This is a genomic window from Streptomyces sp. NPDC029152, assembly GCF_055564355.1.
Genome location: NZ_JBVHWR010000016.1, coordinates 73,359 through 87,343 on the forward strand (window position 1 = coordinate 73,359; position 13,985 = coordinate 87,343).

At 72.6% G+C, this 13,985-nt stretch carries 12 protein-coding genes and 1 pseudogene; 1 reads left to right on the forward strand and 12 read right to left on the reverse strand.

Annotated features, from left to right (window positions below):
* Nucleotides 1-59: 59 nt before the first annotated feature.
* The 9 genes and pseudogenes from lepB (ACZ4V6_RS28400) to ACZ4V6_RS28440 form a co-directional block, all read right to left on the reverse strand.
* Nucleotides 60-1,052, reverse strand: coding sequence for a signal peptidase I (gene lepB / locus ACZ4V6_RS28400; protein WP_467832992.1), 993 nt, complete (start codon nt 1,050-1,052; stop codon nt 60-62).
* Nucleotides 946-2,025, reverse strand: a pseudogene (gene lepB, locus ACZ4V6_RS28405) (signal peptidase I); the annotation flags it as partial. The pseudogene lepB (ACZ4V6_RS28405) and the gene lepB (ACZ4V6_RS28400), both read right to left, overlap by 107 nt.
* Complete coding sequence (gene lepB / locus ACZ4V6_RS28410) at nt 2,018-2,746, reverse strand: signal peptidase I (RefSeq protein WP_467832995.1); 729 nt, start codon at nt 2,744-2,746, stop codon at nt 2,018-2,020. The gene lepB (ACZ4V6_RS28410) and the pseudogene lepB (ACZ4V6_RS28405), both read right to left, overlap by 8 nt.
* Before the next feature lie 45 nt (nt 2,747-2,791).
* A complete protein-coding gene (gene rplS / locus ACZ4V6_RS28415) occupies nt 2,792-3,142 on the reverse strand; it encodes a 50S ribosomal protein L19 (protein WP_077798892.1) in 351 nt (116 codons plus the stop codon).
* A gap of 136 nt (nt 3,143-3,278) precedes the next feature.
* A complete protein-coding gene (trmD, locus tag ACZ4V6_RS28420; protein ID WP_467832997.1) occupies nt 3,279-4,112 on the reverse strand; it encodes a tRNA (guanosine(37)-N1)-methyltransferase TrmD in 834 nt (277 codons plus the stop codon).
* Nucleotides 4,109-4,660, reverse strand: coding sequence for a ribosome maturation factor RimM (rimM, locus tag ACZ4V6_RS28425; protein ID WP_467833000.1), 552 nt, complete (start codon nt 4,658-4,660; stop codon nt 4,109-4,111). The genes trmD and rimM overlap by 4 nt, the downstream gene beginning before the upstream one ends.
* A gap of 86 nt (nt 4,661-4,746) precedes the next feature.
* Nucleotides 4,747-4,986, reverse strand: a complete 240-nt coding sequence (locus ACZ4V6_RS28430; RefSeq protein ID WP_005479813.1) for an RNA-binding protein — start codon at nt 4,984-4,986, stop codon at nt 4,747-4,749.
* Between the two features lie 2 nt (nt 4,987-4,988).
* A complete protein-coding gene (gene rpsP / locus ACZ4V6_RS28435; RefSeq protein WP_077798895.1) occupies nt 4,989-5,408 on the reverse strand; it encodes a 30S ribosomal protein S16 in 420 nt (139 codons plus the stop codon).
* Nucleotides 5,409-5,617: 209 nt separating this feature from the next.
* Nucleotides 5,618-6,214 (reverse strand): hypothetical protein, encoded by a 597-nt coding sequence (locus ACZ4V6_RS28440; protein WP_467833003.1) that lies wholly within the window; start codon nt 6,212-6,214, stop codon nt 5,618-5,620.
* Between the two features lie 671 nt (nt 6,215-6,885).
* Here ACZ4V6_RS28440 and ACZ4V6_RS28445 point away from each other — a divergent pair.
* Nucleotides 6,886-7,752: an SAM-dependent methyltransferase gene (locus tag ACZ4V6_RS28445; RefSeq protein WP_467833005.1), complete on the forward strand. Its 867-nt coding sequence runs from the start codon at nt 6,886-6,888 to the stop codon at nt 7,750-7,752.
* 70 nt (nt 7,753-7,822) lie between these two features.
* Here ACZ4V6_RS28445 and ftsH read toward each other — a convergent pair whose 3' ends face one another.
* From ftsH to ACZ4V6_RS28460, 3 genes are all read right to left on the reverse strand, one after another.
* Nucleotides 7,823-9,766 (reverse strand): ATP-dependent zinc metalloprotease FtsH, encoded by a 1,944-nt coding sequence (gene ftsH / locus ACZ4V6_RS28450; RefSeq protein ID WP_467833008.1) that lies wholly within the window; start codon nt 9,764-9,766, stop codon nt 7,823-7,825.
* A gap of 106 nt (nt 9,767-9,872) precedes the next feature.
* Nucleotides 9,873-11,423 carry a signal recognition particle protein gene (gene ffh / locus ACZ4V6_RS28455; protein WP_467833010.1) on the reverse strand — a complete coding sequence of 517 codons (1,551 nt, stop codon included), beginning with the start codon at nt 11,421-11,423 and terminating at the stop codon, nt 9,873-9,875.
* Nucleotides 11,424-11,534: 111 nt separating this feature from the next.
* Nucleotides 11,535-13,964 (reverse strand): [protein-PII] uridylyltransferase, encoded by a 2,430-nt coding sequence (locus ACZ4V6_RS28460; protein ID WP_467833013.1) that lies wholly within the window; start codon nt 13,962-13,964, stop codon nt 11,535-11,537.
* Between the last annotated feature and the right edge of the window lie 21 nt (nt 13,965-13,985).

The window sequence follows — 13,985 nt, forward strand, 5'->3', positions numbered from 1 at the left end:
GGGCAGCCCCTCCCGGCGCCGGAGACGGGCCGGCCCGGAGGGACGGGATCCGCGGTGCTTCAGCGGGTCTCGGCGGGGGCGGTCCGCCTGCGGCGCCACCAGACGACCGGGAGGACACCCGCGAGGGCGAGGCCCTCGGGGGCGACCGTGAGCGCCGCGGCGGCCGACGGCGGGTTCTTCAGGCCGTCCTGGTCGAAGGTCTCCGGCACCGGCAGGGTGTCCCAGTGGTTGACCGGCCAGGCGACCACGATGGCGCGGCCGACGACCTCCTTCACGGGGACCATGCCGCCGTGCTTGTCCGACTGGTTGTAGCGGGAGTCCGCGGAGTTCTGCCGGTGGTCGCCCATGACCCAGATGGAGCCCTCGGGGACCTTCACCTTGAACCGGCCGCCCTGGTCGTCGTCGCTGCACGGCGTGTTGCCGGGGTAGACGTACGGCTCATTGAGCGCCATGCCGTTGACCTTGAGCGGGCCCGTGCCGTTGCACTCGACCGTGTCGCCGCCGACTCCGATGACGCGCTTGATCAGGTCCTTCTCGTCCGCGGACGGCATCAGGCCGATCCAGCTGAGGACCGTCTGCAGCGCGTTCGGCTCGGGCGCCGGCTCGCCCGCCAGCCACTGGTCGGGGTCGTGGAAGACGACGACCTCGCCGCGCTCGGGCTCCGAGCCGAACCAGGGGGTGAGCTTGTCGACCAGAACCCGGTCACCCTCCGTGAGGGTGTTCTGCATCGATGCGGACGGGATCGAGAACGCCTGCACCAGGAAGGTCTTGATCAGCAGCGCGAGCACCAGCGCGATGCCGATGAGGATCGGCAGTTCCTTCCAGAAGGAACGCTGCTTCTTGGCCGCGGAACGTGCCGTGGGCGGAGTCCCGCCCACTCCTTCGTCCTCGGTCCCGTTCTGTTCGTCCGTCACCTTGCCGTCCTCGGCCGTCCCGGAGTCGTGCGCGAAGGCCTGGGCGCCGTCCGGGGGCGGGCCTGCCGCTTCCGTGGGGCGCCCCGGACGTTCCTCGCCGTCGTGACCGGACCGTGCGCCAACCGCCACATCCCCCACGCCAACTCCTTACTCTCTGCCACCGCCTGCCCCGTGCACGGCGCAGGCCCACCACTCCCATAACGAGCGGGAGTTCCGCAGGGGTCGGGAGTTGAATCATCGTGTTCGGATCGTCGGGGGCAACCCTATGCGACAGCGCGGAGGCAGCGGCCGAACCGGAGGCCGAGTCGGGCACGGACGCGTACGTTTTCGGTTCGTCCAGGGTGGCCCAGTGACCGAACGGCCAGGCGATCACCCTGGCCCGCCCCACCACCTCGTCCTCGGAGACCGTTCCGTGGTCGGTGTCCTGGTGGACGCGGGAGTCGGCGGAGTTGGACCGGTGGTCGCCCATCACCCACAGCCGTCCCTCGGGCACGGTGACGTCGAACGGCGTCGTGGAGGGGACGTCGCCGGGGTACAGGTAGTCCTCGTCCAGGGGGACGCCGTTGACCGTGATCCGCCCCTGGGTGTCGCAGCACTCGACGTGGTCCCCGCCGACGCCGACGACCCGCTTGATGAGGTCCTTCTCGTCGTCGGACGGCAGCAGGCCGATGAAGGCGAGGCCCTCCTTGACCTGCTTGACGACGACGGGGGCGTCCTTCTTGGCGGTCTGCTCGCCCTGGAGCCAGCCGCCGGGGTCGCGGAAGACGACGACGTCCCCGCGCTCCGGCCTGGAGCCGAACCAGGGGGTGAGCTTGTCGACCAGGACGCGGTCGCCGATCCGGATCGTCTGCTCCATCGAGCCCGACGGGATGACGAAGGCCTGGACGAGGAAGGTCTTCAGGACCAGTGCGATGAGGACGGCGACGCCGATGAGGAGCGGTATCTCCTTGACGGCACTGCGTCTGCGGCGCCGCTTGACCTTGCGCTGGAGCTTGCGGCGCTCGGCACGGGTCCGGCCGCCGGACGGGGCGGTGGCGCGCCGGGACCCGGTGGGCAGGAGGTCCTCCGTGGGACTGCTGGGCGCCCCGCGCGGCTTCCCCCGGCTACCCATCGGCGCCCTCGGCGGCCGGCGCCGGTGCGGGCACGCGCGTGTAGGCGTCCGGACGGCCGAGGTGGGTGGCGTGCCCGAAGGGCCAGACGATCCAGTCGGCACGGCCGATCACCTCGCCCACCGGGACCATGCCGCCGCCCGGTGAGCCCAGGTGGTCGCGCGAGTCGCTGGAGTCGCCGCGGTGGTCACCGAGGACGAAGAGGGTGCCGTCGGGCACGACGACGTCGAAGGCCACCGTGGAGGGACGGTCGCCGGGGTACAGGAAGGCCGACTCGTCGACCGGACGGTCGTTCACCCGGACCCTCCCCTCCTCGTCGCAGCACACCACATGGTCCCCGCCCACACCGACGACGCGTTTGATGTAGTCGCCGTGCCCGAACGACCCGGTGCCGTCGAACACGACGATGTCGCCCCGCTGCGGCCGGTCCCCGAAACGGTACGCCAACTTGTTCACGAGGACCCGGTCACCGATCCTCAATCCGCGCTCCATGGACCCGCTGGGGATCTGGAACGGCCGCAGCACGAAGGTGCTGAGCAGCAGCAGGGACATCAGGAGGGCGAGGAGGGCGACGGTGATCCGCCCGCCCGGTACCCGGTCGGCGATCCACGCCGAGAACGCGGAACGCGACCGGTCCTCCGGGCCCTCCGGGTCCGAGGTCTGCTCGGCGCCGGAAGGACGGGAGGAGCGGTCGCGCTCCGTGGGCTGTGCTTCGGTGTCCATCGGAGCCAGATGTTATCCGGCTCCGCCATGGACCTCGGAGTGCGCTCAGCTCTCGCGCTTCTCCTTGATCTTCGCGGCCTTGCCGCGCAGCTCGCGCAGGTAGTACAGCTTGGCGCGGCGGACGTCACCGCGGGTGACGAGCTCGATCTTCTCCACGATCGGGGTGTGCACCGGGAAGGTGCGCTCGACGCCGACGGAGAAGGAGACCTTGCGGACCGTGAAGGTCTCGCGCACGCCGGCACCCTGGCGGCGGATGACCACGCCCTTGAACTGCTGCACGCGGGAGCGGTTGCCCTCGATGACGCGGACGTGCACGTTGACGGTGTCGCCGGGGCGGAAGGCCGGGATGTCGCTGCGCAGCGACGCGGCGTCGACGGTGTCGAGCAGGTGAGACATTTCGTCTGCTTTCCTCGCTGATGCCACAGGTCATCAACGGAAACTAGGTGTGTCGGAATCGGGGCTGTGCGGGTCGGGACGGGCGTCGTGTCCCCCTGTGGCAGGGGCGCGCTCCGGACGGACGCACAACAGCGCCCTATTGTTCCACGCCCGGCGTCCTGCGCCAAAATCGGCCGTACGGTTCTCCGTCCGGGTCGGGTTCCCAGCCCAGGATCGAGAGCATCTCGCGGTCCTTCTTGTCGAAGGCCGCGGGCTCGCACCGCTCGATGAGGTCGGGCCGGTTGGCCGTGGTGCGCCGCAGGGCCTCGTCGCGGCGCCAGCGGGCGATCCTGCCGTGGTGGCCGCTGAGCAGTACGTCCGGGATGCCGCGTCCGCGCCACAGGGGCGGCTTGGTGTGGACGGGGCCCTCCAGGAGGCTCGCCATGGCGCCGGGGGCGAAGGAGTCGTCGCGGTGCGACTCGGCGTTGCCGAGGACGCCGGGCAGCAGCCGTGCCACGGCCTCGGTGATGACGAGGACGGCCGCCTCGCCGCCGGCGAGGACGTAGTCGCCGATGGACACCTCGTGGACGGGCATCCTGGTCGCGTACTCGTCGACGACGCGGCGGTCGATGCCCTCGTAGCGGGCGGGCGTGAAGATCAGCCACGGGCGCTCGGAGAGGTGGACGGCGAGTTCCTGGGTGAAGGGCCGGCCGCTGGGCGTCGGCACGATGAGGGCGGGCTCGCCGGAGCCCGTCTCGTAGCCGTCGGCCAGGACGGAGTCCAGCGCGTCGCCCCACGGCTCGGTCTTCATCACCATGCCGGGGCCGCCGCCGTACGGGGTGTCGTCGACGGTGTTGTGCCGGTCGTAGGTCCAGTCGCGCAGGTCGTGCACACGGACGTCGAGCTGCCCCCGCGCGCGTGCCTTGCCGACGAGGGAGACGTTCAGCGGGTCGAGGTACTCGGGGAAGATCGTGACGACGTCGAGCCTCATGCGCCGGCGTCCTCACCGCGGGAGGAGGCGATCTCGGCCCGGTCGTCGATCAGTCCCGGCGGGGGGTCGATGACCGCGCGCTGCTCCTCGAGGTCGATCTCGGTGACGATCTCGGACACGAACGGCACGTAGACCTCGCTGCCGTCGGGGCGCTCCACGACGAACAGGTCCTGGGTGGGCAGGTGGGAGATCTCGGTGATGCGGCCGACCTCGGTGCCGTCCTCGGTCACCACGTCGAGGTCGATCAGCTGGTGGTCGTAGTACTCGTCCTCCTCCTCGGGCAGCTCGTCGGGGTCGACGTCGGCGATGAGGAGGGTGTTGCGCAGCGCCTCGGCGGCGGTGCGGTCGCTCACACCGGCGAAGCGCAGCAGGAGGCGGCCGCTGTGGACCCGTCCGGTCTCGATGGTGAGCGGTCCGACGGAGGCGGGGTCGGTGGTCAGTACGGCACCGGGCCCGAGCCGCAGTTCCGGCTCGTCGGTGCGGACCTCGACGGTGACCTCGCCCTTGATCCCGTGGGCGCGGCCGATGCGCGCGACTACCAGCTGCACTGTGCTTGATCTCCTGTCATACGACTGCGGGCCGGGGACGGCCCAGTGGCCTTCCCCGGCCCGAGCCGGTGCTGCGTTGCGAAGCGTCAGCGGACGTGGTCCACGTCGACGAGGTCGACGCGGACGCCGCGGCCGCCGATGGCGCCCACGACGGTGCGCAGAGCGCGTGCGGTGCGGCCGTTGCGGCCGATCACCTTGCCGAGGTCGTCCGGGTGCACCCGGACCTCGAGCACACGCCCGCGACGCAGGTCGCGCGAGGCGACCTGCACATCGTCAGGGTTGTCGACGATGCCCTTCACGAGGTGCTCGAGAGCCTCCTCGAGCATGCTCAGGCCTCGGTCGACTCGGACTCGGCCGCGGCCTCGTCCTTCTTGTCGGCCTTCTTCTTCGGGGTGATGGCCTCGCCCTTGCCCTCGTCGTCGCCACCGAGCGCCTCGAAGGACGGACGGGCCGACTTCTCGGCCGGCTGCAGCAGCGGCGCCGGGGCGGGCTCGCCCTTGAACTTCTGCCAGTCGCCGGTCTTCTTCAGGATGGCGAGCACGGGCTCGGTCGGCTGGGCGCCGACACCGAGCCAGTACGCCACGCGCTCGGCGTCGACCTCCATCACCGACGGGTTGTACGTCGGGTGGTACTTGCCGATCTCCTCGATGGCCCGGCCGTCACGGCGGGTACGGGAGTCGGCGACGACGATGCGGTAGTGAGGCGAACGGATCTTGCCCAGACGCTTCAGCTTGATCTTGACTGCCACGGGAGTGGGTTCTCCTGGATTGACGTGGTTGGGCACGGCGAGAGAGCCGCGTGGGGTTGCGGTACCCGAGTGCCCGACGGACGCGTCAGCCGGAGGAGAGAGGGGTCCTGTTCGGCTGTCGAGTACAGCTAGCCATTCTGCCACACCCCGTCGGCCCTCCCGACCGGGGGCACTGCTCCACGGGCCGGCCGCCACGAGCGGCCGGATCGTCAGCCCGCCGCCGCGCCCACCGCCTCCGCGATGCGGAACGGCTTGCCGCAGCCGCCGCACACGATCGGGGCCTGCGCCAGGACCGACGGGACGACGCGCACGTTGCGGCCGCAGTCGCAGACCGCCTTCACCCGCACCCCGCCCCCGGAGGAACCGTGGCGCGCGGCCGGGCCGCGGAAGCTGCGGGCCGTGTCGGTCGCGGTGGCGGCGGTGTGGGCCTTCAGCGCGCGCTGGAGGCGCTCGATCGTCGGGCGGTAGCGGCGCTTCGCCTCGGGGGTGAGCGTGACCAGCGAGAAGCCGCTGCTGGGATGCGGCTCCTCGGGGTGGTCCAGGCCCAGCTCCTCGGCGATCGCGAGGAATCGTCGGTTGTGGTAGCGGCCGGCGCGGGAGGTGTCGCGTACTCCGCGCGCGGCGGCGATGCCGTGGACTGCCTCGTGAAGCAGTCGTTCGAAGGAGAGCTCGTGCCCGCAGGCGGACGACGACTCTCCGATCAGGGACTCGGGCGCGGCAAGATCGGGCAGCTCGGAGTGGTGCCGCTGAATGTCGGCCCACGCCTGCGCCAGCTCTGCGGCGAGAACAGGTGGTGTCGTGCTCACGTAATGACAACGAGCCGGGGTGCCGCTGTGTTCCTATTCCGGGGCATCCCAAATAATTTGCACGTACCCGTCAGTTGCCGCTGATGCGTCCCGACGAGGGCGGGTGCGCTGATCTGCGGAGAAGCGTCACAGCTCGTACCAAGCTGGTGCGTAGTCCGGCGTACGCGCCGGCGCGTGACCCCCGTCCACGCGCCGGGGTGCGTGGGGCTCGCGGACGCGCAAGGGGCGTTTCGGCCGCCGTCGGAACGGAAGGACACCGTCTGGGCGGGCGCGTCGACGGACGTGACGTTACCGGGTCGGCCGGCGGCGTGCGGCACCGCCCCGCCCCACGGCCGTTCCCGGCGCCGGGGGACGGCCGCGGGGACCGCCGGCCCTGGCCGAAAGGGCCTCCGCGGCACAGCCGCCACCCGTTGTCATCACCGACCGACACGATCAGGCCATCCGCCGCCGAGCCCGGGAAGGGGCCACCGGGCGTACCGCGCGGCCGGGCGCACGTTGCCGGGAAGTGAAATCTCGCCACTCGGACGGGGATCGGGCAAACCGGTCCTCGCTACCACTGGACGCCGCGGCGAGCCCGGAGTTACCTGACATACGGGGGGAGTGCGAGCGCACTGCACGGGGGCCATGGAATCGGGCACATCGGCAACGTTCGGCGATTGGGGCACTTTCCTATGACACCTACGCTCGTGCGGCAGCACTCATCCCACGCGAGGGCGACGCCCGGCGTGGACCTGGATGCACGCGCGCGTGACTGGTCCGAGATACAGGAGCGGATGCTCGTACCGCTCTACGAGGCCGTCTACGAGCGACTGGACGTCGGCGGCGGCACACGGATGCTGGGACTGGGCTGCGGTTCCGGGCTGGCCCTGCTGATGGCCGCCTCGCGGGGCGCGGCCGTGACCGGCGTCGACTCCGGCTCCCCGGAGCTCCTGGCCCTCGCACGGCGGCGGCTGCTGCCCGAGGCGCCCGCGGCACAGGACGCACACGTGCGCGCGGACGCCCGGATCGTCGACGGAGCCCCCCGCGACGCGCGGGATCCGTCGGCGCCCGCGTTCACCCTGGTGACCGCCTTCGAACCCATCGGATGCCTCGCGGGCGACTCGGAGGGCCTGGGCGAGCTGCTGGCGGAGGCGACGCCGCTCGCCGCACGGGGAGCGGCCGTGGTGCTGGCCGGCTGGGGCCCGCCGGAACGGTGCGCCACGACGTCCGTGCTGCGGGTGGCCACCAAGCTGGCGGATCCGCTGCGCAGCGCGGGCAGCTGGCGCCCGGCGCTGCGCGACGACCTGGAGGAGGTCGCCCACCGGACCGGACTCGCCCCGGACGGATCCGGCCGCGTGGCGTGCGCGTTCGGGTACGCCGACGTCGACAGCGCGGTGCGCGGGCTGCTGTCGACAGGGCTGTTCGACGCGGCGATCGCCGCCACCGACCGGGAACAGGTGGACAAGGAGCTGGCCGAGGCCCTGCACCCCCACCGGCGGCCGGACGGGACGGTGTGGATGCCGAACGTGTTCCGGTACCTCGTCGCCCGCACGCGCTGACGGCCCCACCGCGGCTCGCCCCGCCCGTCCCCGCCCCGGGCCCCACCGCGTGCGGGGGCGGGGCGGGGGCTCAGGCCCGCGGGTCGTCCTTCGTCAGCCGGGTGATCCCGGCGATCCGGTAGGCGTCCGCCTCGTCCAGCGTCTCGTTGGCCAGCAGCGCCTCGGCGAGGGCGTCGAGCTGCCCGCGGTGGTCGCGCAGCTTGCGGACGGCCTCCGCGTAGCACTCGTCGACGACCCGGCGCATCTCGTCGTCGATGGCGTCCAGGGTGCCCGGGGCGGCGGCCAGCCCGTAGGCCTGCTGGGCGTCGCCGGGCAGCGCGGAAAGCCGGCCGACCTGTTCGCTCATGCCCCAGCGGCCGACCATGCCGCGCGCGATCCGGGTGACCTGTTCGAGGTCGCTCTCCGAGCCGGTGGTGATCACGTCGTACACGACGTGCTCGGCCGCCATCCCGCCGAGCGCGCCGATGATCCGGCCGCGCAGGTACTCCTCCGTGTACGCGTACTTGTCCGCGTCCGGTGTCGACAGCGTCACGCCGAGCGCCCGCCCGCGCGGCACGATGGTGATCTTGCGTACGGGGTCGGCGCCCGGCTGCAGCATGCCCAGCAGGGCGTGCCCGCTCTCGTGGTAGGCGGTGCGCCGGCGCTCCTCCTCGGGCATCACCAGCGGGCGTTCGGCGCCGAGCTGGACCTTCTCCAGGGCCTCGGAGAGGTTCGCCTGCGTCACCCGGTCCTGCTTGCGCTTGACCGCGAGGAGGGCCGCCTCGTTGGCGAGGTTGGCCAGTTCGGCGCCCGTCATCCCCGGTGTCGTGCGGGCGACCTGGGCCAGGTCGACGTCCGGGGCGAGCGGGATCTCGCGGGTGTGGATCTCCAGGATGGCCTCCCGGCCGCCCCGGTCGGGGGGCGAGACGCTCACCACCCGGTCGAAGCGGCCCGGACGGGTCAGGGCCGGGTCCAGGATGTCGGCGCGGTTGGTGGCGGCGATGACGACGACGCCCTCGGCGCCCGAGAAGCCGTCCATCTCCGTGAGGATCTGGTTCAGGGTCTGTTCGCGCTCGTCGTGGCCGCCCATGCCGGAGCCGCCGCCCCGGGCCCGGCCGATGGTGTCGATCTCGTCGATGAAGATGATCGACGGCGCCACCTTCCGGGCCTCGGCGAACAGCTCCCGCACCCGGGAGGCGCCCACACCCACGATCATCTCGATGAACTCGGACGCGGACGCCGAGAAGAACGGCACCCCCGCCTCACCGGCCACCGCGCGCGCGAGCAGCGTCTTTCCGGTGCCGGGCGGGCCGGTCAACAGGACGCCCCGGGGCATCTTGGCGCCCATCCGCCGGTAGGCGCCGGGGTTCTTCAGGAAGTCGACGACGTCGTTGAGCTCGCCCGCCACCTCGTCGATGCCGGCCACGTCGGCGAAGGTGGTGCGCGGTTTGCCCGCCTCCAGCTCGACCGGTCTGGGCGGCGCCTTGCGGCCGAGCATGCCGCCCGCGCCGCCCATCGCCCCGCGCATCCTCCGCGCGATGACGACCCACAGGACGACCAGGATCAGCATCGGGGCCAGCGAGATCAGCAGGTTGGCCAGGAAGCTGCGGTGCTGGACGACCGGCTCGGCCGTGACGGTCACGTCGTTCTCGGTCAGAGCCGCCCAGAGCCGGTCGTCCGCGAAGGTCGGCCGCTCGGTCGTGAACTTGGTGTAGGTCCCCTTGCCCTCGGGATTGTCCCGGGCCTTCTTCAGCTGGCCCTGGATCGCGTCGCCCTTGGCGTAGATCTTGCTGACGTTGCCCTCGTCGACCTGCTTGCTGAACTCGGTGTAGGAGATCGTCGGCTCGTCGCCCTCGTTGAAGAACGACAGCACCAGGTTGGTGACGAGGTAGACGACCAGCGCGGCGAGGATCAGGTTCCACCAGCCGCCGCGGATCCGCCGTCCGCCGGACGGCGGCTTCGGCGGCTCGTCGGGCGTGCCCTCGGTGCGCCAGGGCGGCTCGGGGGCCTTGCGCGGCGGAGAGGGGTTGGTCATACCGGGACGTTACGACAGGAAAGCCGTGCGGGCATGTGCGTGTACGACGCCGGGGGCGTCCCCCACGACAAGGGGCGCCCCCGGCGGCGTACGACGGTGCGGTCCGTCAGCCCATGAACTTCTTGAACTCGTCCGGCAGCTCGAAGTCCTGCCCGCCCTGCTGCGGCAGCCCGAAGGCGCCCCCGCCCTGTGCGGCGGCGGCGCGCCGGGCGGCCTCCTCCTGCTCCTGCTGCTTGCGCTTCATCGGGTTGCCGGAGCGCTGCTTGCCCTTGGCTTTCTTCTGCTGCTTCTTCTGCCGGCCGGGGCCGCCGCCCATGCCGGGGATCCCCGGCATACCGGGCATGCCGCCGCCCTGGGCCATGCGGGACATCATCTTGCGGGCCTCGAAGAACCGCTCGACCAGGCCCTTCACCGCGCTGACGTCGACACCGGAACCCTTGGCGATACGGGCGCGGCGCGAGCCGTTGATGATCGTCGGGTCCTGACGCTCGGCCGGGGTCATCGACTTGATGATGGCGGCCGTGCGGTCGACGTCCCGCTCGTCGAGGTTGTTGATCTGGTCCTTGATCTGGCCCATGCCGGGCAGCATGCCGAGCAGCTTGGAGATGCTGCCCATCTTTCTGACCTGCTCCATCTGGGCCAGGAAGTCGTCCAGGGTGAAGTCCTGGCCCTTCTTGGACGCCAGCTTGGAGGCCATCTTCTCGGCCTCTTCCTGGCTGAACGTCTTCTCCGCCTGCTCGATCAGGGTGAGCAGGTCACCCATGTCGAGGATGCGGGAGGCCATCCGGTCCGGGTGGAAGGCGTCGAAGTCGTCGAGCTTCTCGCCGTTGGAGGCGAACATGATCGGCTTGCCGGTCACCGAGGCGATCGACAGGGCCGCGCCACCACGGGCGTCGCCGTCGAGCTTGGACAGCACGACGCCGTCGAAGCCGACGCCGTCGCGGAAGGCCTCGGCGGTGTTGACGGCGTCCTGACCGATCATCGCGTCGACGACGAAGAGGATCTCGTCGGGCGAGACGGCGTCGCGGATGTCCGCGGCCTGCTGCATCAGCTCCTGGTCGATGCCGAGGCGGCCGGCGGTGTCCACGATCACGATGTCGTGGACCTTGGTCCTGGCGAACTCGATGGAGTCCTGGGCGACCTTGACCGGGTCGCCGACGCCGTTGCCCGGCTCGGGCGCGTAGACCGCGACGCCGGCGCGCTCGGCGACGACGCTCAGCTGGTTGACGGCGTTGGGGCGCTGGAGGTCACAGGCGACGAGGAGCGGGGAGTGCCCCTGGTCCTTAAGCCACTTGCCGAGCTTGCCCGCGAGGGTGGTCTTACCGGCGCCCTGCAGACCCGCGAGCATGATCACGGTCGGCGGCTGCTTGGCGAAGCGCAGACGGCGGGTCTCGCCGCCGAGGATGGTGACCAGTTCCTCGTTGACGATCTTGAGGACCTGCTGGGCGGGGTTGAGCGCCTTGGAGACCTCGGAGCCCAGCGAGCGTTCCTTGACCTGCTTGATGAAGGCACGCACGACGGGCAGGGCCACGTCGGCTTCGAGGAGCGCGATGCGGATCTCACGTGCCGTGGCGTCGATGTCCGCCTCGGAGAGCCGTCCCTTGCCGCGCAGGTTCTTGAAAGTCGCTGAGAGGCGATCGGAGAGAGTATCGAACACGGCGGCGTCGGTCCTCGGGGTCGGTGGCAGTCTGAGCGTCTTCCAGGGTATCCGGCTCCGCAAGCCGTTCGTCCCCACCCGCCGCATTCCCGCGGGCGGGGAGGGCGGCCGTCACCCCCGCAGCGCCTCCTCGAGTCCCCGCGCCGTGGACGCCGCCTCCTCGCTCGCCAGGGGAGCGCCCTCACCGGTGGTGACGTAGAAGGCGTCCACCGCGTTGGAGCCCAACGTCGACACGTGCGCGCTCCGCACCCGCACCCCCGCCCCCTCCAGCGCCCGCCCGATGCGGAACAGCAGGCCGGGCGCGTCCTGGGCGCGGACCTCGATCACCGTGGCGTGGCGGGACGCGGCCGGCTCGACGCTCACCCGGGGCGGGGGCGGGAGCACGCCCCGGCGGCGCGGGTGGGCGGCGTCCCGCTCGGCGAGGCGGCCCGCGACGTCCAGGGTGCCGTCCAGGGCGCGGACCAGGTCGGCGCGCAGCCGGGCGGCCTGGGGCAGGGAGCCGTACTCGGCGGCGACCCGCCAGGTCAGCAGCAGGACGGAGCCCTCGACGCCGTCCGGCAACGGCAGGGAGCGCAGCTCGGCCGTGCGGACGGTCAGGCGGTGCACGGCCAGGACACCGGCGACGGCGGGGAGGACGCCCGCCTGGTCGGGCACGGCGATGAGCAGTTCCACGCCGAGGGGCTCCTGCTCGGCGGCCGGCGGCTCGGCCTGGGCCCGCAGGGACAGCACCGGGCCGCCCGTGCGGAACGCCTCGACGGCGAGCCGTTCCTGTTCGGCGGTGGGCGCGGGGGCCTCGGGTTCCTCCAGCGGCTCCCCGGCGAGGACCGCCGAGACGCGTTTGACCAGGTCGGCGACGAGGGAGGCGCGCCAGGCCGACCAGGCGGCCGGTCCGGTGGCCAGGGCGTCCGCCTCGGTCAGGGCGTGCAGCAGCTCCAGGGTGCCCTGGGTGCCGACCGCCCCGGCGACCGCGTGCACGGTGGCCGGGTCGTCCAGATCGCGCCGGGTGGCCGTCTCGACGAGCAGCAGGTGGTGGCGTACGAGGGTGGCGAGGACGTCGGCGTCCGCCCGGTCGAAGCCGATGCGGGTGGCCATGTCCCGCGCGATGGTCTCCCCCGTCACCGAGTGGTCGCCCGGCCAGCCCTTGCCGATGTCGTGCAGCAGCGCGGCGACCAGGAGCAGGTCGGGCCGGTGCACGCGGCGGGTGAGCGCGGAGGCGCGGACGGCGGTCTCGATGAGGTGCCGGTCGACGGTCCACAGGTGCACGGCGTTGCGCTGCGGGCGGCAGCGCACCCGCTCCCAGTCGGGCAGCAGCCGGGTGACCAGCCCCTCGGCCTCCAGGGCCTCCCACACGTCCACGGTGGGCCGGCCGGAGCCCAGCAGCGTCACCAGCTGTTCGCGCGCCTCCGCGGGCCAGGGCGCGGGCAGCGGGCGCGCGGTGGCCGCCAGGCGCCGCACGGCGTGCGGGGAGAGCGGGAGTCCGGCCTGCGCGGCGGCGGCCGCGGCGCGCAGCGGGAGGACGGGATCGCGTTCGGGTCGTGCGGTGCGGGCGAGCACCGCCTCGCCGTCCTGCTCGACGACGCCCTCGGCGAGCGGGGAGCGCTCGACGGCCTGCTTGCCGCCCAGCATGGCGCGCAGGCGGGGCCGCACGGACCGCGCGCGCAGCACGCGCCCCACCTCCCGCCAGGTGACGTCGCCGGCGTACGAGACGAGGCGTGCCGCCTCGTAGACCTGCCGCAGCAGCGCGTCGGCGTCCAGCAGGCCCAGCCCGGCCGCCACCTGGTCCTGCTCCTGGAGGGCCAGCCGGTCGGTCGCCCGGCCCGTCGCCAGGTGGAGCGCGTCGCGCACGTCGAGCAGGCGGCGCCGGGCGTCGGCGAGGCCCTCGCGGGGGGCGTCGGCGAGCCAGGAGGCGGCGACGGCGCGCAGGGCGGTGGCGTCGCGCAGGCCGCCGCGGGCCTCCTTGAGGTCGGGTTCGAGCAGGTACCGCAGCTCGCCCTGGCGTTCGGCGCGCTCGGCACAGAGTTCCCGGAGCTCGGGAAGGCGCCTGGGGGCCTGGTTGCGCCAGTCGGCGAGGACGGCGGTGCGCAGGGAGGCGGTCAGTCCCGGGTCGCCCGCGAGATGGCGGGCGTCCAGCAGGCCCAGGTGGACCTTCAGGTCCTCGCCCGCCGTCCTCCGGGCCTCCTGGGGCGTGCGCACGGAATGGTCGAGGGCGAGCCCCAGGTCCCACACGGGGTACCAGAGGCGGTCGGCGAGGGCGGCGACCGCCTTGTCGTCGCCGCCGTCGTGCAGCAGGAGCAGGTCCAGGTCGCTGCGCGGGGACAGCTCGCCGCGTCCGTAGCCGCCGACGGCGACCAGCGAGACCCCCGCGCGCCCCTCGGCGCCCGTGCCGAAGAGGCCCGCCAGCCAGCCGTCGGTCAGTGAGGCGAGGGCCGCACGGCGCGGCGGCCCGGGCTGCTCCCCCTCGGTGAGGAGGCGCAGCCGGGCCGCCGCGTAGCCGCCGGGTCCCGCGTCCTCTGCTTCGTTCGTCGGCTCCGTGCGCGTCACCCGGCGGCTCCTGTTCCGTCG

What these genes read in the sequence shown, in the direction of transcription:
- lepB (WP_467832995.1), bottom strand. Translation starts at nt 2,746, where the DNA reads ATGGACACCGAAGCACAGCCCACGGAGCGCGACCGCTCCTCCCGTCCT.
- rplS (WP_077798892.1), bottom strand. Translation starts at nt 3,142, where the DNA reads ATGTCTCACCTGCTCGACACCGTCGACGCCGCGTCGCTGCGCAGCGAC.
- trmD (WP_467832997.1), bottom strand. Translation starts at nt 4,112, where the DNA reads ATGAGGCTCGACGTCGTCACGATCTTCCCCGAGTACCTCGACCCGCTG.
- ACZ4V6_RS28430 (WP_005479813.1), bottom strand. Translation starts at nt 4,986, where the DNA reads ATGCTCGAGGAGGCTCTCGAGCACCTCGTGAAGGGCATCGTCGACAAC.
- ACZ4V6_RS28445 (WP_467833005.1), top strand. Translation starts at nt 6,886, where the DNA reads ATGACACCTACGCTCGTGCGGCAGCACTCATCCCACGCGAGGGCGACG.
- ftsH (WP_467833008.1), bottom strand. Translation starts at nt 9,766, where the DNA reads ATGACCAACCCCTCTCCGCCGCGCAAGGCCCCCGAGCCGCCCTGGCGC.